Origin of the sequence: Exiguobacterium sp. UBA6309, from assembly GCF_002439205.1 — a bacterium.
In the GTDB taxonomy this organism is placed as follows: Bacteria; Bacillota; Bacilli; order Exiguobacteriales; family Exiguobacteriaceae; genus Exiguobacterium_A.
In genome coordinates this window covers 1-18,872 of record NZ_DJTL01000010.1, presented here as the reverse complement: position 1 = coordinate 18,872, position 18,872 = coordinate 1, and the positions used below count along the sequence as shown (strand labels likewise).

The window sequence follows — 18,872 nt, the reverse complement described above, 5'->3', positions numbered from 1 at the left end:
ACGTCTCCGGAGTTCGTAACCTCCTCCGTTATAAAAACTAGGAATGGAAGTGTACATTATGAAAAAAGAACGTGCTCTTGTCGTCTTTAGTGGCGGCCAAGACTCGACGACTTGTCTGTTTCAAGCATTGAAACAGTATGAAGAAGTCGAAGTCGTGACGTTTAATTACGGACAACGTCATGCACAAGAACTCGAAGTCGCACGCGACATCGCCTCTGAGCTCGGTGTCAAACACCATGAGCTTGATCTCTCTCTTCTCAGTCAACTAACGAGTAACGCCTTGACTGACCACAGCCAAACCATCACGACGAATGAAGATGGTCTCCCTTCTACTTTCGTAGATGGACGAAACCACCTGTTTCTTTCGTTCGCAGCCGTCCTCGCGAAAGGACGCGGAATCCGTCATATCGTCACTGGCGTATGTGAAACGGACTTTTCTGGTTACCCAGACTGCCGTGATGCCTTCATCAAGTCACTGAACGTGACATTGAACCTTGCAATGGACTATCCATTCGTACTGCACACGCCACTCATGTGGCTCGACAAAAAAGAAACGTGGGCGCTTGCCGACTCGCTCGGTGCGTTTGATTTCGTTCGAAATCGCACGTTGACGTGTTACAACGGCGTCATTGGAGAGGGTTGCGGCGAATGCCCGGCCTGTGAATTACGAAAAAATGGATTAGATGCATACATCAAGGAGGTTCAACACACATGACATTCACTTACGAAGCACCTGAAACGGTCGAGCGCCCGACTGGCGACTCGCTTATCTATACGAAATCTCGCGTCATGATTGTCAAAAAATTAACGTTTGACGCAGCGCACCACCTATATGATTACGATGGAAAATGCCGTGCGCTTCATGGTCATACGTACCATGTCGATATGGGCATCAGTGGTTTTCTTGATCACCGCGGTATGACACTTGATTTTGGTGATCTTAAGAAAATCTTTAAAACACATCTCGAACCACTTCTCGATCACCGTTATTTAAATGAATCATTACCATACATGAATACAACAGCTGAAAACATGGCGGCGTGGATTTTTGAGACGCTCGGTCAACACCTTCCAGACGAACGTGGACTTCGTGTCGAATTCGTCAAACTCTATGAGACGCCGACTGCTTTTGCTGAAGTCCGTCGTGAGTGGATGAACGAAGCATGAGTGCCTTAACGAAAACGCCAAAAATTCCGGTTCTCGAGATTTTCGGACCAACGTTCCAAGGGGAAGGACGATCAATCGGTCAAAAGACGATGTTCGTCCGAACCGGTGGCTGCGACTATTCCTGTTCGTGGTGTGACTCCGCCTTCACATGGGATGGTTCTGAAAAACCCGAACTCTTGACGGCAGAGACGATCATGGAACGCCTCGATGCACTCGGCTCTTACGGACATGTCACGATTTCCGGTGGGAACCCGTTACTTCATGCTTCGATCGGCACGCTGGTTGAGGCATTAAAAGAACGAAACATCACGATGTCGGTTGAGACACAAGGTTCTTACTGGCAAAATTGGTTGCTTGATATCGATGACGTCACACTCAGTCCTAAACCCCCTTCAAGTGGCATGAAGATTGATTTTGATCGTTTGGATGTTTTTTTCAAGCGTCTACCGGAACAACAGCGTGCCGTTAAAATCGTCATCTTTGATGAGGCAGATCTCGACTTCGCGGCGATGATTTCAGAGCGATATGCCTTAAAAACGCTCTATCTATCACTTGGAAATCCGGATCCGCACGAAGAAGGAACGATCGCCCCACGGATGTTACACGCTCTAAAAACACTTTGGGAACGCGTCGCCCGTGATGAACGCTTTAATCACGCGCGTGTTCTACCACAATTACATGCCCTCGTTTTTGCAAACGACCGTGGCGTTTAAGGAGAAATGATTCATGCGACCTGAAGACTTAAACGATTTGTCATTACTCGGCCAAAAAGCCGTACCTTATATTTTCGAATACCAACCAGAAGTACTCGAAGCGTTTCCGAACCGCCATCCGGAAAATGATTACTTCGTGAAATTCAATGCACCAGAATTTACGAGCCTTTGCCCGATTACGAATCAACCGGACTTCGCGACGATCTACATTTCGTATATCCCGGATGAAAAACTCGTCGAATCGAAATCACTTAAATTGTATCTATTCAGCTTCCGTAATCACGGTGATTTCCACGAGAACTGCATCAACGTCATCGGGAAAGATCTCGTGAAATTGATGGAACCGCGCTACCTCGAAGTGTGGGGGAAATTTACGCCACGTGGTGGAATTTCGATTGACCCGTACTACAACTACGGAAAACCTGGTACAAAATATGAACGAATGGCAGAACATCGTCTATTCAATCACGATCTCTATCCTGAGACTGTCGATAATCGTTAAACGCTCAAAAGAGGAACAGTGGACTTTTCCACCGTTCCTCTTTTTCATACCTATTAACTCGATGGGATGTCGATCAAGGTCGTACGATCGTGCTGACCGATGACTTCAGATGACCAAATATAAATATGCCGTAACAAATGATCCGAAGTAATCTGCAAAGCACGGACCAGCCGCTCAATCATCGAAAAAGACGGATCCACAATGCTATTTTCGATACATCGAATCACCTCAGGTGTCATTTTAGTCAATTCAGCTAATGTATGCTGATCTAACTGATGACGTTCTCGTAATGTACGAATCCGCTGACCGTACTGCCCGATCGGTTGAATCCCTTCTTTCATCCGCCCAACATCTTTTCTTTTTGAAACCAAACAACGTTCACTGTAGTCTTATTCCCACCTTTTTTAAATCTGAATACCTTTCCGAACTATCAATTTTTAATCAAAATAAAATTTAAATATTTTTCTTATAAAACACTAGCTTTTTAAAAAGTTATCGCTTACAATTCTATATGCAAACGGTTGCATTAATCGCTTACATTATTGCGCTGTTCTTACACACATATTAGAGAAAAAGAGATAAAAAGGAGTGAATGATCTTGAAAAATGCTATTTCGTTCGATTTTTGGCAAAAACTCGGTAAAGCCTTGATGGTCGTCATCGCGGTTATGCCTGCTGCAGGAATCATGATCTCGGTCGGGAAACTGATCGGCATGTATGGAGGCGATATCGCGTTAATGCAAACGATTGCTCGAATCGTTGAAGATTTAGGTTGGGCCATCATTACGAACCTTCACGTCTTATTCGCCGTCGCGATTGGTGGGTCATGGGCAAAAGAACGTGCTGGTGGTGCGTTCGCAGCGTTACTCGCCTTCATTTTGATCAACCGCGTCACAGGAGCTATCTTCGGCGTCAACACTGACATGATCGCGGATCCAAAAGCAACGGTCGATTCATTGCTTGGTTCTGAGCTCATCGTAAAAGATTATTTCACTTCAGTTTTAGGGGCACCGGCTCTCAACATGGGAGTATTCGTCGGAATCATCTCTGGTTTCCTTGGTGCCGTTCTCTTTAATAAATTTTATAACTTCAGTAAATTGCCAGATGCGCTTGCCTTCTTTAACGGAAAGCGTTTTGTTCCATTCGTCGTCATCGGTGGATCAGTCGTTGCAGCATTCGCCTTATCACTCGTTTGGCCGTTCGTTCAAGGCTTATTGAATGACTTCGGTCGCTGGATTGCCTCTTCACGTGATTCTGCACCGATCATTGCACCGTTCGTATACGGTACACTCGAGCGTCTATTACTTCCGTTCGGTCTTCATCACATGTTGACTGTCCCGATGAATTACACGGAACTCGGTGGAACGTACAAAATCCTGACAGGTGCTGCTCAAGGATCGACGGTTGCTGGTCAAGATCCGCTTTGGCTCGCTTGGATCACTGACCTTGTTAACTTAAAACAAGCCGGTAACACACAAGGATACAATGATTTGATCAACAGTGTCGTGCCTGCTCGTTTTAAAGAAGGACAAGTCGTCACATCACTTGCTTCATTGATCGGTATTGCTGTCGCAATGTATATGTCAGTTGATGAAGATAAGAAGAAAGCATACAAACCGGTCTTCTTATCTGCTGGACTTGCAGTCTTCTTGACAGGTGTCACGGAGCCAATCGAATTCATGTTCATGTTCATCGCTCCTGTTCTTTACGTCATCTATGCTGTACTAACCGGTGTTGCTTTTGCACTAGCAGATGTCATGCATCTTCGGATTCACGCATTCGGTGCGATCGAACTCTTGACGCGGATTCCATTGATTGCAAAAGCTGGTTTGATTGGTGATTTAATTCGCTTCATCGGTGTCTGTGTGTTCTTCTTCTTCTTGAACTTCTTCACGTTCCGTTTCGTCATCAAGAAGTTCAACTATGCGACACCAGGTCGTAACGGGAACTATCTTGACGATATCAACGTATCGACAACTGAAGCTTCAGGTGAGGCTGCTGCGACATCATCTCCTGCCGACGGTTCGCAAGCTTCACAAATCATCGATTTGCTTGGTGGACAGCAAAACATCGAGGACGTCGATGCCTGTATGACGCGTCTTCGTGTCACTGTCAAAGATCCAGCGCTTGTCGCAAAAGAAGCAGACTGGAAAGCAAACGGTGCACTTGGTCTGATCCTTAAGAACAATGGCGTGCAAGCCATCTACGGTCCAAAAGCCGATATCTTAAAATCAGATATCCAAGACCGGATCGGCGCATAAACCTGCGAGATTAGGGAACTACCTAAAGGTGAAGCTCTTTTATAAGAGTTTCACCTTTCTTATTTGAAAAATCAGGAGGACCACTCATGCGTCTACTCACACTAAACTGTCATTCATGGCAGGAAGAACAGCCACTCGAAAAATTAAACCAGATCGTTCAACAAATTCTCGCTCAAGATTATGATGTCATCGCACTACAAGAAGTGAGTCAATTGATGGACACACCGATCGTCTATGACGATGTGCGCAACGATAACTTTGCCTATTTGATCCAGCAAGCGCTAAAAGAACAAGGTCAAACCTACTCCCTCGTCTGGGATTTTGCTCATATCGGCTATGATAAGTATGAAGAAGGACTCGCTCTTTTGACGAAACATCCAATCTTAAAATCGGACAGTTATTATGTCAGCCGCAGTCAAGATACACTCGATTGGAAATCGCGAAAAATCGTCCGCGCGACGATCCAAGTCGACGGTACACCGATTACGTTCAATACATGCCATCTTGGCTGGTGGGCAGATGAAGTCGAACCGTTCCAGGAACAATTCAATCATTTGATGGCTCGGATGGACCCACTCGAATGGACATTCTTCCTCGGTGATTTCAACAACGATGCCTTAGAACGAAATACAGGTTATGACTTTATGATGCAACGAGGATTGCACGACGTCTTCCTACTAGCTAAGGAAACGGTCGGAATTGAGACGATCAATGGCAACATCGATGGATGGGAAGACAATCAACAAGGATTGCGGATTGATCTCGTCTTATCGAATCGGAAAATTGACGTTGAACGCGTCGGTGTCGTGTTTGATGGGATTCACGGTCCCGTCGTTTCCGATCACTACGGTGTTGAGGTCGATATTCAGATTCAAAAAAATGAATATTAAGTATTGACAACGCTTTCTTTTCTCCTTTAAGATGAAATCAAATCAATAGTGCGGATTGTGACAGTACGGCTGGCAAGACCGAAATGACACCTCGTTAGGAGAGGTGTTGTTCGGTCTTGCCTTTTTTTGTCTCATTCAGCACGTTTCATGAAAAAGGAGGACTTTTCCGATGGATTATCAACAAACTGCTAAACGTGTGCTCGAACTCGTCGGCGGACGTGAGAACATCATCACTGCCGCTCACTGTGCGACACGCTTACGCCTTGTCTTGCATGACGAATCAAAGGTTGATCAAGCAGCACTTGAAGACTTAGATGGTGTCAGCGGCGCCTTCTCGAGCTCTGGTCAATATCAAATCATCTTCGGTACTGGTACCGTCAACAAGGTATTTGCTGCGTTTGCACCACTCGCTGGTGTGAAAGTCGATGGCGAGGAACCACTCGACGTTAAGAAGGCCGCCTCTCAAAAATTAAATCCGTTCGCCCGTCTTGCCCGTTCCCTTTCGAACGTCTTCGTGCCACTCATTCCAGCAATCGTCGCTGCCGGTCTCTTGATGGGATTACTCGGCATGATCAAAGCATTCGGTTGGGTTCAAGGCGATTCGCCGATCGTTCAGCTACTCGACATGTTCTCATCTTCAGCCTTCATCATCTTACCGATTCTGATCGGTTTCTCGGCAGCTCGTGAATTCGGTGCAAATCCGTATCTCGGTGCCGTCATCGGGGGAATCATGACACACCCGTCCCTCTTGAATCCATGGACACTTGGGAACAGTGATCCTGAAGTCATGAAATTCCTCGGAATGAACATCGAGTTAATCGGATACCAAGGAACGGTCTTCCCGGTTCTCTTAACTGTCTGGGTCATGGCAAAGATTGAACAACAAGTCCGGAAACGAACACCCGAGACGCTCGACTTACTCGTCACACCATTCGTTACGGTCCTCGTCACTGGTTTCCTGGCGTTGATCGTCATCGGTCCAATCGGAACGTTGCTCGGGAAAGGAATCTCATTCGTACTCGTCTTCTTCTACGAACAGTTCTCAGTCGTCGCTGGTCTCCTCTTTGGTGGACTTTACTCGACGATTGTCATCACTGGGATGCATCACAGTTTCCATGCAATCGAAGCAGGGTTACTTGCCGATAAAAGTATCGGAAAGAACTTCCTTTTACCGATCTGGTCGATGGCGAACGTCGCTCAAGGCGGTGCCGGACTTGCCGTCTACTTCTTGACAAAGAACGTCAAACTCAAAGCACTTGCCCTACCGTCTGCGTTCTCAGCCTTTCTCGGTATCACGGAACCTGTCATCTACGGCGTCAACTTACGTCTTGGAAAACCATTCATCGGCGGTGCAATCGGTGGTGCGATTGGTGGCGGTTATGTCGTCTTGACGCAAGTCGCGGCGAACGCCTACGGACTAACTGGAATCCCGATGATCGCGATCGTCGCCCCGCTCGGTGCAACGAATTTGATCAACTACCTCGTTGGATTCGTGATTGCGGTCGTCACTGCTTTTGTTTCGACTGTCGTCTTGATGCGTCTTGATGCACGTAAACAAAAAGAAACAGACATTGCTGCTTAATCCTTCATGCGACCAAACCGGGTCCACTGACTCGGTGGTCGCATTTGTCGGTTCGCAAAGCGTCTACGTTCGCTTTATAATAAAGAAAAGACTGGAAAGGAGGACGTCAGGCTGATTATTCATAAAATCCTCAACAACAATGCAGTTGTCGTTAAAGAAAATGGACAAGAACGCATCGTCATGGGACCCGGTATCGCCTTTGGAAAAAAGAAAAAAGATCCGATCCAAGCGACGAAGATCGAAAAAATGTTCATCCCTTCGTTTGAAAATGCGGAACAGTTCAAAGAGATTCTGACGACGACACCACTTGAGATCATCGACTTATCCGAACGCATCATCTCGCATGCAGAAGGTGAACTTCAGACGCCGTTTCATGACTATATTCATGTCAGTCTGACGGATCACCTCGCTCATGCCGTACGGCTAGCACGTGAACAACTCGTCGTGCATAATCGACTAGCGGAAGAGATTCGTCTTTTATATGGACCGGAGTATGCGATCGGAGAATGGGCAGTCCTTGAAATCGAACGCGCGTTACAGGTCACCCTCCCTAAAGAAGAAGCAGCGAACATCGCGCTTCACTTATATAATGCACGCCAGACTCATCCGAACATGGCAACTGCTTTGCAGACGGTGACGTTACTCAATGAACTGCGCGAACAGATTGAAGTCTTTTTTGGACAAACGATCGAGACCTCATCGATGACGTATTATCGTTTCTTCACGCATATGAAATTGGTCCTCGCCCGAATTGAACAAGGAGAAACCTTACACGACATGGATGATGTGATTTTATCTGCCGTCAAAACACGTTATGCCGAGGCTTATGCCTGTGCGAGTCAAATGGGCAATTGGCTGACTGTCGAACTCGATACACGTGTACCTGAATCAGAAATCGGCTATATGGCTTTACACATCGAACGGATTCGTCCGGATCTTGAAAGGAGTTCTACGTATGAAAATCTTTAGTTTGGGGGAAGCATTGATTGATTTGATTCCTCTTGATGCTGAAAACATGACGTTTCAAAAAAATCCTGGGGGTGCTCCTGCCAATGTCTCTGTCGGACTCGCTCGATTAGGCGCTGATAGTTATTTTCTTGGAGCTGTCGGTGATGATTCGATGGGGCACTTCTTGAAAGATACGTTACATCATTATGGTGTTCGTACCGATCATCTCGTCCATGATTCAACACAAAAGACAGGTCTTGTCCTCGTCACGAATGGGCAGGATGGCGAGCGGTCATTTGAGTTCATCAATGCGGAACGCGCTGATATGCAATTCCACGAAACACATGTCCCGGAGGATTTCACATCCGTCGATTTATTACACATCGGTTCGATCTCTTTAATCACTGGAGAATCCGTCAACGCGACACGAAAAGCCATCGCACGTGCAAAAGCACACCAAGTACCGGTTTCTTACGATCCGAACTTACGAGAGTCGTTATGGCCGAATCTTGACGAAGCACGAACGACGATTCGGTCTGTCCTACCGGATGCACAAATCGTCAAACTTGCTGAGGAAGAATTGACGTTTCTAACTGGACAAACGAATCTTGATGACGGGGCTGCTGAATTGTTAGCTGAATATCCGATTCGTCTTCTTGCCATCACGCGAGGAAGTGAAGGATCGATTCTCTATACGGATCGTGCGATGGCTGTCATCGATGCGATTACGGTCGACGCAATCGATACGACAGGAGCTGGAGATGCCTTCATGTCCGGTTTACTCTACCAGTGTGCGTTACGCGATTTTTCATTTGATTGGTCTGAAGATGAACTTCACGACATCGGTCGATTCGCTGCGATTTCAGGCGGACTTGCTGCTTCCGTCAAAGGCGCGATGGCTGCTCTGCCAACGCTCGACGAAGTCGCTCATCGCTTGAGTTGAATCGATGACTCAGTAAAAATAAGGATGGAGAGATTCCGGACTCAGTGCCGAAATCTCTCCATCCTTTTCGTTTGATTGATGAATCGATTAAGGTGTATCGATAAATCGTTTGATTTCATCTAATGACTCATCCTGTTGTTCTTTTGACGTTAACGGGCTGCTATTGTCCCCTTTTTGTCGACCGTACATACCAAAGTTCGCATGGTTCCCTTGCTTGATTTCATGGAATACCGCATCTTTTCGAACGTCCTGTTTACTTTTTTCGATATCAGCGACTGGTAAGACACCATCTCGTCCACCATAAATCGTCAACGAGGGCACATCAATCGAATCAATCGGATAGGACGCGAGGAAAACGATCCCCTTAATTTTTGGATGTTGTTCAACGATCGTGGAAGCTGCGCTTCCACCGAGCGAATGCCCGATCAGATACCATTTTTTGATTTGCGGATATTCCTCGATGATATCGAGTCCTTCGTTTGAGTCAAGCAACGCAATCCGAAACGGTAGCTTCGGGATGACGACGAAGTGCCCGTCTTTCGCTAGTTGCTTACCGTAATAACTGTAGGCCGCTGCATCGACTTTTGCCCCTTGATAAAAGATGAATCCGACATCACTCGTCTTCTTTCCAAATGTCAGTTCACGGGGTGTATCTGTCTCCACGTAAGACTTCGCTTGCGTAGAAGCATCATAGTCGAATTGTGCCCAAATCATGAAGGCAAATACGAGCAGTGCCAACAGCGCAGCAATCGTTCCAATGATTCTTATACTCCATTTTTTCATCTCATTCCCTCCCGTTACCGTTATACCCCATATTATGTGTTAAATCACATATGAAAACAAATATTAGAATTTTCAGTCATTGTAAGCATCCCTATCTCTTTTTCATGAATTGGTTTAAGATGAAACCAATATTGTTTTTTCGAAAGGAGATTCACGTTTTGCCGCGTACCCTTGTGTCTACGATTCAATGGTTTTTATTCATCATCTGTACTAACATTGCCCCGCCCCTTGCCATCGCAGCATCGTTTGAACTCTCGGGTGCCGAGACGCTTTCCTTCTTATCTCGTTGTCTATTCGTATTTGCCATCTTAAGTCTCTTTCAAGTCCTGCTCGGACACCGTCTACCAATCATGGAAGGTCCTGCTGGAATTTGGTGGGGTGTATTTGCCCTTTATTCGTCGATTGGTGTCACATTGTACGGCAGTTATTCAAACACTTTACAGTCGCTTGGATTCTTACTCCTACTCAGCGGTATCATCTGTATCGTATTGACGATGACGGGTGTCTTACGGCGCTTAGTCCCTCTTTTTACACCGCAAGTCATCGGTGTCTACATGCTACTGCTGTCGGCACAACTGTCCGGATCCGTCATGAAAGGATTGCTCAATATCGAGGATGGACGAATTCAAGTATTACCTGCCGTCATCTCGATTCTGACGGTCTTGATCTCGCTTTATTTAGAACGAAGTGATCGCTTACGCCAGTACGCTTTATTAATCACGCTACTCGTCGGTTGGAGCATGTTTGCATTGATCGGTCGTGCCGAGATGCCAAGTTTCGATGGTCCACTGTTCACTTTACCGAGTTTATTGCCGTTCGGCGGTATTCATGTCGACTGGAGCTTATTACCGACAGCTCTCATCATCTCGTTGTTGTTAATGACGAACGTCTTAGCGAACATCAAGGTCATCGAACGGATCATCAGTGCCAAGCGTGGTGAAACCGTCAAAGGACAAGTCGGAACAGCTGGTATCACGGCTGGTATCGGACAACTCTTCGCTGGTCTGTTCGGTACGGTGGGGCCTGTCGCCATTTCCGGAACGGCTGGGTTCATTGCTTCAACAGATAACACGGACCGCAAAGCGTTCGTCTATGCGAACATCACGTGTCTCTTCCTCAGTATCGTGACACCATTCGTCGGATTGATCGCTAAAATCCCCGTCGCTGTCGGTTATGCGATGGTCGCACCGATCGTTGCCGGGATGGCGATCATCGGCGTCACGGAAGCAGCCCGCGACTTGAATCGTCAAACGGCGATGATCACGGTCGGTCTCCCGGTCCTCGTCGGCATCGGTGCGTTGTTACTACCGAAAGGAGCAACGGCCGATTTACCGCCACTCGTGACGACCCTGATGTCAAACGGTCTCGTCCTCGGAACATTGGTCGCCTTGCTCGCAGAAGGGTTACGCCATATCCGGACGAATGATTAATAAAAAGACGCTTTCTCGATCGAGAAAGCGTCTTTTTTCATGCATCAGCGAATACCGCGCATGTATTTTTGAAGTTTTGGTGCGAAAGCGAACAAAAGCAATCCGAAGATGACGGCAACGATACCCGTGATACCGAAGTACAAAATCTCCGTGTCATTCGTGTAGTATTTAACGATTTGTGCGTTGACCGCTTGACCCGTCGCGTTCGTCAAGAACCACAGACTCATCGTTTGCGCTGAGAAGGCAGCCGGCGCCAGTTTTGTTGTTGCTGATAGACCGACTGGTGACAAGAAGAGCTCACCGATGACGACGAGGAAGAAGCTCAGTGCAAGCCAGAGTGGACTAACTGACGTCTCCACACCGAACAGGATACCTGGTAGTGTCATGACGATGAACGAAAGTCCAGCGAACAGAAGACCAAACGAGAACTTTTGCATCGTCGTTGGTTGACGGTCACCGAGTTTGACCCAGAAGCTCGCAAAAACAGGTGCTAACACGATGATGAAGAGCGGATTCAACGATTGGAAGAATGCCGGTTGAATCTCAAATCCTAAGAATGAAAGGTTCGTCCGTTCACTTGCGAAGATGGAGAGGACATATGAACCTTGTTCTTGGATTGCCCAGAAAATCGCTGCTGCGATGAACAACGGAATATACGCAATCAAACGTGAGCGCTCATCATCCGTGATCTTTGGACTACGAAGCATGACTGTGAAGTAAGCGATCGGAATCAAGATCCCGAGAATCGTGACCATTAGAGTAAAACGAGAAATCGTCAACAGTCCTGTCATCGATGCAACGACACCGAGTACCGCAACGACGACGACAACGATTGATGCGATCGTGATGAAGCGTTTTTTCTCGTCCCCTTTTAATGGGTTCAAGACGTACGTACCCGCTTGACCAAGGTTTTTCTTTTTCGTCAAGACGAAGACGACAAGTCCTGCGAACATCCCGATGGCAGCGAGTGCGAAACCAGCGTGATATCCACCGCGGTCAGCCACTTCACCAACGACGAGTGGTGAGAGGAATGCCCCAGCGTTGATCCCCATGTAGAAGATACTAAAACCAGCATCGCGGCGGTTATCCGTCTTGCTGTACAAATCACCGACGATATTCGATACGTTCGGTTTCAAGAAACCAGTACCGATGACGATGAGTCCCATCGAGATGAAGAGGGCTGTAATGCCTGCTGGTAAAGCAAGGACGATATGTCCTAACATGATTAAGATACCACCATAGAAGACGGTCCGTGACGTACCGAGTAAACGGTCAGCTACCCATCCCCCAATGATCCCTGACATGTAGACGAGCGAACCATAAACGGCCATGATTGACGCAGCTGTCGTCTTATCGATACCTAGACCACCGTTGGCAACTGAATCGTACATGTAGAAGATAAGGATGGCACGCATGCCATAGTAGGAGAAACGCTCCCAAAACTCAGTGAAGAAGAGGGTGAACAACCCTTTCGGATTCCCGAAGAATCCTTTTTGCGGAACGGTCTTATAGACCTGATCGCGATCAAACTCTGCCATATGATCGGCTCCTTTCATCAATCCTAAATAAGTGCATAATCCATCATCTTTTCCCGCTTTCCCCAAACGATAAGCGTGACGAAACAGATAGGATACGAATACACTGTTTTGCCTGAATTGTCTCACTTCTTTTTTTATATATGAGACAGCACTTTACCATTCAACCGCAAATCATTTGACGAGTCAAATATTATTTACGTTACAAGAATAACAAAAAGAGCAGTCGACTACTCGACTGCTCAGGATTGCATCTGTTTCGATTCGATGATTGTAATTCCAGGCGGTGCATGTAATGTTTCACGTATCATCGCCGCAGCGACTTGACCAGCTTCGATTGGAGCAATGGCGCTCCGCTTCAACAAGGGGCGTAAAACCGTCGAAATTTTCGCAGCCGCTTGTTCGCCTAAGCGGAATTCATCTCGATCCCCTAATAACAAGGATGGTCTAAAAATCAATAACGCGTCATACCCCAGTACACGTAATCCGTTTTCTGTGTCCCCTTTTACACGATTATAGAAGGTTTTGGCATTCGGATGGGCACCGAGCGCCGAAATTAAGGCAAATCGTGTCGCCCCGAGGTCTAACAATTCACGGCCAAGTTCAATCGGATATGTGTAGTCAACCAAACGAAATGCCTCTTGCGATCCTGCTTGTTTGATCGTCGTGCCCAGTGCACAATAGACATGGTCGACGACAGGTAATTCGATTTCTGTCACACGATCAAAATCAATCACCCATTCTTCAAGTTTCGGATGAAAACGGCGCATCGGGCGGCGAACGAGAACATGTACCTCGCTATATGCATCTTCTGCCAACAAACGATCCACGAGTTCTTGTCCGACTAGACCAGATGCTCCTAAAATTGCTGCTCTCATACGTTTTCCCTCCTTCATGCTATCGACCAATTGGTACGAAATAAGAACGGTTTCCAGTGATCCGTTCTCCGGCACGTACACCAATCGCACTTGGTCTTCCTCCTAAAATAAAGACACCGTACATATACGCGACTTCTCCCTCTTCCTGAAGTGAGTACGTCGGTAGTTCTTGATACGCTTGATAAACAGCCGGTTGATCACGAAACGTATGCTGTTCGTTCTTTAACATGATATTTCCGTGTCCATCATGGACCGTCACGGTATCTCCCTCACGCCCGAAAATCGGTTTTTTAACGAATGATCGCTGGCTTGAAATGAATGGATCAGCGGATAAGTACGTCGGTAAAAAATAACGCGCAATCGTCATGTGGTCCGTTTCGCTCAAGTACGGATGATTGGCTTCATGCAACATCCAGATCAATGCAAGAACCGACTTAGCTTGCATTAAAAAGGCAGACGGCGGGTTGATGATTTCGAGTCGACCCGTCTCGACGAGTTGCAGGAGTAATTGTCCTAAATTTCTTCCGTCCTCATCCCGGTCAAGTAAGGCCATCTCGATCGGAAAGGTTTGACGATATAGGATATCGATTCTTTTACCAGCCTCATCGTACAGACCTTCTTCCGGACGAATCTCTAATGCATGAAGTGGACAATAAGTCGCATCACTCCAAAACGACTGCAAATACTCAGCCGTCAATCGATCCTCGATGTGGTCACCATGTGAGGTGAAGACGACATGCGGATGCTGTTTCGTCCGATGTATCGCGGCTTCGATCGCACGATAGACAGTTGCCTTCAGCCATTTGTTTTCCCCATCGTTGACCCGTTCAAAACCTTGTTTTTCCGCTACGACATCATTGACTTCAAATACTTCTTTAATGAAAGTCGGCGTATCCGCGTTCCATTCCATGAGTGAGATACGATCTGCCGTCGCAATGAAATCAAAGCGTCCGATGACGGTCAACGGTCGCATCGTCTCGAGTCGTAAAAAAGCGAGACTCTCAGACGGGAAGCCAAGCTCTAGCAGTGCCTCATCATCCATCGATCGAAGAATCGGAAGTACTTTTTCAAATATCTTGTAAACTTCTTGCGCCGCGATATGCAGTTGGTCGATTCGTTCTTCCGAGATGGGCATGATTTCCGTCACAGCGTACGGTTCCCCGTCTAGCACATCCCAAAAACGATCGATGTCTCCGTAAAAGGTTTGTCGTCTACTCATCCGCCGAAAAAGCCGGAAGATGAGCCTGTTCCGAATCCCTTTGTCTTCGTGTTATAACTCTTTACTTCTTTTGATTTCGGCGTATACCCTTTTGTTCGCATCGCACTATGCATCAAGGCACGTGATGCGAAATAACTACCACCCCAGTAATAGTATCCTGAATGGGTTGATGAACTATCATCACAGTACCAAACGCCTTCATCATTATCATACTCATAGTCATCACAATCCGGATCATCTGGTCGTTCCGCTCGTGCATCATCCGATCCACACCCACTCAGTGTCGTTCCGATCAACAGTGTTGCAGCTAGTGTCGCTTGTTTCATCCAATTCACTGTCTCAGTCCCCTTTCCTTTTACTCTCTTTATGGATAGTATACGCTTTTTTGGAGAGAAAAGTTTCTTTGTTCTGCCGGAACTTTTTTTCCTTGAAGGTGGTAATAGTATCTATAGAATGAAAAGGAGGATTTACGCATGTCACTTGCCTACTATGTTGAAGAAAATGGTGAATTCCAGCCGATCTATCAATATGATCGCTATGCGATCGAACCGGAAGAGATCATCGCCCACCAACTCTGTGAATTCCATATCATCGAAGGACATCAATACGAGCTTCGTTCCAATGAGATGGCAGGTGATTACGATCAATTGATCGTCGATCATATCAAGGCATCACCGCGTGCGACAGAAGAACGCGTTTATCCACCGCACCAAATTCATATCGAGTTCAGACAGTATTTGTCCGACAGCGCTCAACCGCTCCTAAAGACATCAACGGTTCCGAATCACATCCAAGCGATGCGTTTTTTGATCAAAGACAAGATCGAAGTCGAAGGCCACGGTATTTTTGAGCGTGACAGCTGTGAAATCGATATCGACCGGAATTGTTACGTCGTCTATCTCGCCGATACACTTTGAGATGTAAAATCAGGTCTCTTCATTTCCAAGAGACGTTTTTTTTGGCATACTAGAAAGTAAGAACGAATCAATCGAGGTGAACGAACATGAGTGAACAACCAAAAAAACTATCGTTGCAAGAGGCAATGATCGAACGCTTGAAAGCAAAAAAACAAGCGCAAACAAAACGTCCGACTGGCTTACAAGGAACACAAACGAAACAATTGACGAGCCAACAGACGAAAAAAGCAAACAACCAGAAAAAACGGACAGGCGTCTAAGTCACAGGAATTCATGAAATAAGGAGTAATTATGAGTATTTTAACGGTATCTAACTTAAGTCACGGATTCGGTGACCGCGCCATTTTCGAAAATGTCTCCTTCCGCCTGTTAAAAGGCGAGCACATCGGTCTCGTCGGTGCGAACGGTGAAGGAAAATCGACGTTCATGAACATCATTACGTCGCAACTTGAGCCAGATGAAGGAAAAGTCGAATGGGCGAAGCATGTGCGCGTCGGCTATTTAGACCAGCACGCTGTCCTTGAAAAAGGATTAACCATCCGCGATGCACTTAAAGGTGCATTCCAGTACATGTTCGACATCGAACAGGAAATCAATGATTTGTACGGTAAAATGGGCGAAGTCGAGCCAGAAGAACTTGAAAAGATGCTCGAAGAAGTCGGCGTCTTGCAGGACATTCTGACGAATAACGACTTCTATACGATCGATGCAAAAGTCGAAGAAATCGCGCGCGGTCTTGGTCTTGATGAAATCGGACTCGATCGGGATGTACAAGAGCTCAGTGGTGGACAGCGGACGAAAATCCTGCTCGCCAAACTCCTTCTTGAAAAACCAGACATTCTCTTACTTGATGAGCCGACCAACTATCTCGATGTCCAGCATATCGAATGGTTGAAACGCTACTTGAATGAATATGAGAATGCGTTCATCTTGATTTCGCACGACATTCCATTCCTCAATAGCGTCATCAACTTGATTTATCATATGGAAAATCAAGAATTGAATCGTTATGTCGGTGATTACGACAACTTCGTTACGATCCATGAAGCGAAGAAAAAGCAACTCGAGTCTGCGTTCAAGCGTCAACAGCAGGAAATCTCTGAGTTGAAGGACTTCGTTGCTCGGAACAAGGCACGTGTCTCGACACGGAACATGGCGATGTCACGTCAGAAGAAGCTCGATAAGATGGATGTCATCGAACTTGCGCAAGAGCGTCCAAAACCAGAGTTCCACTTCCTCCAAGCACGGACACCAAGTAAATTGATGTTCGAAGCAAAAGGTCTCGTCATCGGATACGATGAGCCACTTTCGCGCCCTCTTGATCTGACGATCGAACGTGGGCAGAAGATTGCGTTGCACGGTGCGAACGGAATCGGGAAATCGACGTTGCTCAAGAGTTTGCTCGGTGAAATTCCAGCTGTCTCGGGTGTCGTTGAGCGAGGCGAGAACTTGCATATCGGGTACTTCGAACAAGAAGTCAAAGAGAAGAACTCGAATACATGTATCGAAGAGATTTGGAATACGTTCCCGTCTCTGACACAACAACAAGTCCGTGCCATGCTCGCGAAGTGTGGTTTGATGACGAAACACATCGAATCGAAAATCGAAGTGCTCAGCGGTGGGGAAAAAGCGAAAGTCCGTCTTTGTAAATTGATGAATACGGAATCGAACATCCTCGTACTCGATGAGCCGACGAACCACTTGGACGTCGAAGCCAAAGAAGAATTAAAACGTGCGTTACAAGAGTACAAAGGAACAGTCCTGTTGATCTCACACGAACCAGAATTCTATGAAGCTGTTGCGACAGACTTATGGAACTGTGAATCATGGACGACAAAAGTATTCTAAGCTACATCATACAAAAGATGGGATGCCCAGAAGGGTATCCCATCTTTTTAGTTCACACACTTAATCATTGCATGATCGTGCATCTTCACGCACACTAAGACTTAGAAAATGATTATGAAGGAGCGTGTTTTTTTGGAAACGATCACGAAAAAGGCAACACTATCCTATCTCCATGTTCCAAGCGGTGGTTCAGAACAGTTGATTGCCCGTCTCTATTCACCTGAACACACAGCGGATGCTCCACTGATTGTCCTCTTTCACGGATTTCCCGGGAAACAGTTGAACATGGACTGGGCAGTACAACTTCAAAGCGCAGGATACCATGTGCTTGTCACGTCATATCGTGGAACGATCGGAAGTCCCGGACCCTTCCGATTCCAACATGTTCTGGAAGACGCAACGGCAACTTTACGTTACGTCTGCTCCAAGTCTTTCACTACTGAACACGGTATCAAGGCTGATCAGATTACCGTTGTCGGTCATAGCATGGGTGGGTTCGCCGGTCTGCATGCTTTTGCTGAGACACCGGCGGCTGCACATTATGTCGGGATTTCTCCGTTTAATTTTGGACTCGTCGGTCAGCTCGTCCTCGAACATCCGGAATACGAGCCTGTGCTTCATGGTATTCTCGAGCGAGGAGCTGCTTTCCTAAATGACGCCACTGCTGACGCGTTACTCGACGAGTTAAAGCACCATCATACGACCTGGAACTTACTAACGCTAAAAGAACGTCTAGCCGATCGCTCGATGTTGCTCATGACGTCAGAACGGGACGAAACATCGATCAAAGCGCTCCATCATGACTTATTGGTATCGGACAGTCCGTTCGAGGAAGCGATCGTCGATAGTGATCACAACTATATTGAGAATCGGGATGTTGCCTTTAACGAATGGACAGCTTGGCTCGCCCGACAATGAAAAGAGCGCTCAGCGTACGACTGAGCGCTCGAGACTGAAGATACAGTGCAATTGTTCTCTAACGAAAATGATTGTGCTTTTTTTGTTCGTCTCGAATCGTTTTCCTGGGACAAGCATCGCGCCGCTTCGCTTCGCTGCAGGGTCGCTCTTGCTTGTTTTTCCCTAGGAAGCGATGTCGAGTGAACAAAATGCTTCTCCGATCCCTTCTTCCGGATATAAAAAATGACGTGTTACACGCCACTCCTACAGGAAAAAGCGCAATTTTGCGCTGTCAGAGACAAACGAGACCCGTTTCCCTGCTCAAACGGAGCGGGGAAACTGGCTTGTGTCTCGCCTGAG

20 protein-coding genes are annotated in these 18,872 nt (G+C 46.7%); 14 read left to right on the top strand and 6 right to left on the bottom strand.

The genetic code is table 11. The annotated features are described in order from the left end of the window. Positions 1–58 precede the first annotated feature (58 nt). Genes queC through queF form a run of 4 tightly spaced genes read left to right on the top strand, consistent with a single transcriptional unit; the run spans position 59 to position 2,382 of the window. Entirely contained in the window at positions 59–715 is a 657-nt protein-coding gene (gene queC / locus B3M90_RS02720) for a 7-cyano-7-deazaguanine synthase QueC (protein ID WP_290782471.1), read from the top strand. Continuing rightward, positions 712–1,167, top strand: coding sequence for a 6-carboxytetrahydropterin synthase QueD (gene queD / locus B3M90_RS02715; protein WP_290782469.1), 456 nt, complete (start codon positions 712–714; stop codon positions 1,165–1,167). The genes queC and queD overlap by 4 nt, the downstream gene beginning before the upstream one ends. Beyond that, positions 1,164–1,880, top strand: coding sequence for a 7-carboxy-7-deazaguanine synthase QueE (gene queE, locus B3M90_RS02710; RefSeq protein WP_290782467.1), 717 nt, complete (start codon positions 1,164–1,166; stop codon positions 1,878–1,880). The genes queD and queE overlap by 4 nt, the downstream gene beginning before the upstream one ends. Before the next feature lie 13 nt (positions 1,881–1,893). Beyond that, on the top strand, positions 1,894–2,382 hold the full coding sequence (queF, locus tag B3M90_RS02705; protein WP_035412002.1) for a preQ(1) synthase: 489 nt from the start codon (positions 1,894–1,896) through the stop codon (positions 2,380–2,382). Positions 2,383–2,435: 53 nt separating this feature from the next. Here queF and B3M90_RS02700 read toward each other — a convergent pair whose 3' ends face one another. After that, positions 2,436–2,723: a helix-turn-helix domain-containing protein gene (locus B3M90_RS02700; protein WP_214856688.1), complete on the bottom strand. Its 288-nt coding sequence runs from the start codon at positions 2,721–2,723 to the stop codon at positions 2,436–2,438. Between the two features lie 308 nt (positions 2,724–3,031). Here B3M90_RS02700 and B3M90_RS02695 point away from each other — a divergent pair, with 308 nt between their 5' ends. From B3M90_RS02695 to B3M90_RS02675, 5 genes are all read left to right on the top strand, one after another. Continuing rightward, a complete protein-coding gene (locus tag B3M90_RS02695; RefSeq protein ID WP_396202273.1) occupies positions 3,032–4,642 on the top strand; it encodes a PTS transporter subunit IIBC in 1,611 nt (536 codons plus the stop codon). Positions 4,643–4,728: 86 nt separating this feature from the next. After that, complete coding sequence (locus tag B3M90_RS02690) at positions 4,729–5,532, top strand: endonuclease/exonuclease/phosphatase family protein (RefSeq protein WP_290782465.1); 804 nt, start codon at positions 4,729–4,731, stop codon at positions 5,530–5,532. 169 nt (positions 5,533–5,701) lie between these two features. Further along, complete coding sequence (locus tag B3M90_RS02685) at positions 5,702–7,114, top strand: sucrose-specific PTS transporter subunit IIBC (protein WP_214856692.1); 1,413 nt, start codon at positions 5,702–5,704, stop codon at positions 7,112–7,114. Between the two features lie 111 nt (positions 7,115–7,225). Beyond that, complete coding sequence (locus B3M90_RS02680) at positions 7,226–8,083, top strand: PRD domain-containing protein (protein ID WP_047390781.1); 858 nt, start codon at positions 7,226–7,228, stop codon at positions 8,081–8,083. Further along, positions 8,070–9,005 carry a carbohydrate kinase family protein gene (locus B3M90_RS02675; RefSeq protein WP_214856693.1) on the top strand — a complete coding sequence of 312 codons (936 nt, stop codon included), beginning with the start codon at positions 8,070–8,072 and terminating at the stop codon, positions 9,003–9,005. Before B3M90_RS02680 ends, B3M90_RS02675 begins: the two co-directional genes overlap by 14 nt. A gap of 87 nt (positions 9,006–9,092) precedes the next feature. Here the strand turns inward: B3M90_RS02675 and B3M90_RS02670 are convergent, their stop codons facing one another. After that, complete coding sequence (locus B3M90_RS02670) at positions 9,093–9,788, bottom strand: alpha/beta hydrolase (protein ID WP_290755339.1); 696 nt, start codon at positions 9,786–9,788, stop codon at positions 9,093–9,095. Between the two features lie 173 nt (positions 9,789–9,961). Here B3M90_RS02670 and B3M90_RS02665 point away from each other — a divergent pair, with 173 nt between their 5' ends. Further along, positions 9,962–11,218, top strand: a complete 1,257-nt coding sequence (locus B3M90_RS02665; RefSeq protein WP_231681714.1) for a purine/pyrimidine permease — start codon at positions 9,962–9,964, stop codon at positions 11,216–11,218. 44 nt (positions 11,219–11,262) lie between these two features. Here the strand turns inward: B3M90_RS02665 and B3M90_RS02660 are convergent, their stop codons facing one another. From B3M90_RS02660 to B3M90_RS02645, 4 genes are all read right to left on the bottom strand, one after another. After that, positions 11,263–12,756 carry a peptide MFS transporter gene (locus tag B3M90_RS02660; RefSeq protein WP_023469735.1) on the bottom strand — a complete coding sequence of 498 codons (1,494 nt, stop codon included), beginning with the start codon at positions 12,754–12,756 and terminating at the stop codon, positions 11,263–11,265. A 239-nt stretch (positions 12,757–12,995) separates the two neighbouring features. Then, entirely contained in the window at positions 12,996–13,631 is a 636-nt protein-coding gene (locus B3M90_RS02655; protein WP_058704374.1) for a hypothetical protein, read from the bottom strand. Between the two features lie 19 nt (positions 13,632–13,650). Then, positions 13,651–14,850: a glutathionylspermidine synthase family protein gene (locus B3M90_RS02650; protein WP_290782461.1), complete on the bottom strand. Its 1,200-nt coding sequence runs from the start codon at positions 14,848–14,850 to the stop codon at positions 13,651–13,653. Next, positions 14,847–15,176 carry a hypothetical protein gene (locus B3M90_RS02645; RefSeq protein ID WP_035395686.1) on the bottom strand — a complete coding sequence of 110 codons (330 nt, stop codon included), beginning with the start codon at positions 15,174–15,176 and terminating at the stop codon, positions 14,847–14,849. The genes B3M90_RS02650 and B3M90_RS02645 overlap by 4 nt, the downstream gene beginning before the upstream one ends. 147 nt (positions 15,177–15,323) lie before the next feature. Here B3M90_RS02645 and B3M90_RS02640 point away from each other — a divergent pair, with 147 nt between their 5' ends. The 4 genes from B3M90_RS02640 (at position 15,324) to B3M90_RS02625 (ending at position 18,533) form a co-directional block, all read left to right on the top strand. Next, positions 15,324–15,767, top strand: coding sequence for a hypothetical protein (locus B3M90_RS02640; protein ID WP_214856696.1), 444 nt, complete (start codon positions 15,324–15,326; stop codon positions 15,765–15,767). 86 nt (positions 15,768–15,853) lie between these two features. Further along, positions 15,854–16,027, top strand: coding sequence for a hypothetical protein (locus tag B3M90_RS02635; protein ID WP_023469740.1), 174 nt, complete (start codon positions 15,854–15,856; stop codon positions 16,025–16,027). Positions 16,028–16,058: 31 nt separating this feature from the next. Continuing rightward, the gene (locus B3M90_RS02630; RefSeq protein ID WP_023469741.1) at positions 16,059–17,615 is read left to right on the top strand and encodes an ABC-F family ATP-binding cassette domain-containing protein; all 1,557 of its coding nucleotides are present in this window, start codon (positions 16,059–16,061) and stop codon (positions 17,613–17,615) included. A 132-nt stretch (positions 17,616–17,747) separates the two neighbouring features. Then, complete coding sequence (locus B3M90_RS02625) at positions 17,748–18,533, top strand: alpha/beta hydrolase family protein (RefSeq protein ID WP_290782459.1); 786 nt, start codon at positions 17,748–17,750, stop codon at positions 18,531–18,533. The last annotated feature ends 339 nt before the right edge of the window (positions 18,534–18,872 follow it).

Bases quoted from the DNA above. Each gene is read 5' to 3' on its own strand.
- queC (WP_290782471.1), top strand. From the start codon at position 59: ATGAAAAAAGAACGTGCTCTTGTCGTCTTTAGTGGCGGCCAAGACTCG.
- queD (WP_290782469.1), top strand. From the start codon at position 712: ATGACATTCACTTACGAAGCACCTGAAACGGTCGAGCGCCCGACTGGC.
- queE (WP_290782467.1), top strand. From the start codon at position 1,164: ATGAGTGCCTTAACGAAAACGCCAAAAATTCCGGTTCTCGAGATTTTC.
- queF (WP_035412002.1), top strand. From the start codon at position 1,894: ATGCGACCTGAAGACTTAAACGATTTGTCATTACTCGGCCAAAAAGCC.
- B3M90_RS02700 (WP_214856688.1), bottom strand. From the start codon at position 2,723: ATGAAAGAAGGGATTCAACCGATCGGGCAGTACGGTCAGCGGATTCGT.
- B3M90_RS02695 (WP_396202273.1), top strand. From the start codon at position 3,032: ATGGTCGTCATCGCGGTTATGCCTGCTGCAGGAATCATGATCTCGGTC.
- B3M90_RS02690 (WP_290782465.1), top strand. From the start codon at position 4,729: ATGCGTCTACTCACACTAAACTGTCATTCATGGCAGGAAGAACAGCCA.
- B3M90_RS02685 (WP_214856692.1), top strand. From the start codon at position 5,702: ATGGATTATCAACAAACTGCTAAACGTGTGCTCGAACTCGTCGGCGGA.
- B3M90_RS02675 (WP_214856693.1), top strand. From the start codon at position 8,070: ATGAAAATCTTTAGTTTGGGGGAAGCATTGATTGATTTGATTCCTCTT.
- B3M90_RS02670 (WP_290755339.1), bottom strand. From the start codon at position 9,788: ATGAAAAAATGGAGTATAAGAATCATTGGAACGATTGCTGCGCTGTTG.
- B3M90_RS02660 (WP_023469735.1), bottom strand. From the start codon at position 12,756: ATGGCAGAGTTTGATCGCGATCAGGTCTATAAGACCGTTCCGCAAAAA.
- B3M90_RS02655 (WP_058704374.1), bottom strand. From the start codon at position 13,631: ATGAGAGCAGCAATTTTAGGAGCATCTGGTCTAGTCGGACAAGAACTC.
- B3M90_RS02650 (WP_290782461.1), bottom strand. From the start codon at position 14,850: ATGAGTAGACGACAAACCTTTTACGGAGACATCGATCGTTTTTGGGAT.
- B3M90_RS02645 (WP_035395686.1), bottom strand. From the start codon at position 15,176: ATGAAACAAGCGACACTAGCTGCAACACTGTTGATCGGAACGACACTG.
- B3M90_RS02640 (WP_214856696.1), top strand. From the start codon at position 15,324: ATGTCACTTGCCTACTATGTTGAAGAAAATGGTGAATTCCAGCCGATC.
- B3M90_RS02635 (WP_023469740.1), top strand. From the start codon at position 15,854: ATGAGTGAACAACCAAAAAAACTATCGTTGCAAGAGGCAATGATCGAA.
- B3M90_RS02630 (WP_023469741.1), top strand. From the start codon at position 16,059: ATGAGTATTTTAACGGTATCTAACTTAAGTCACGGATTCGGTGACCGC.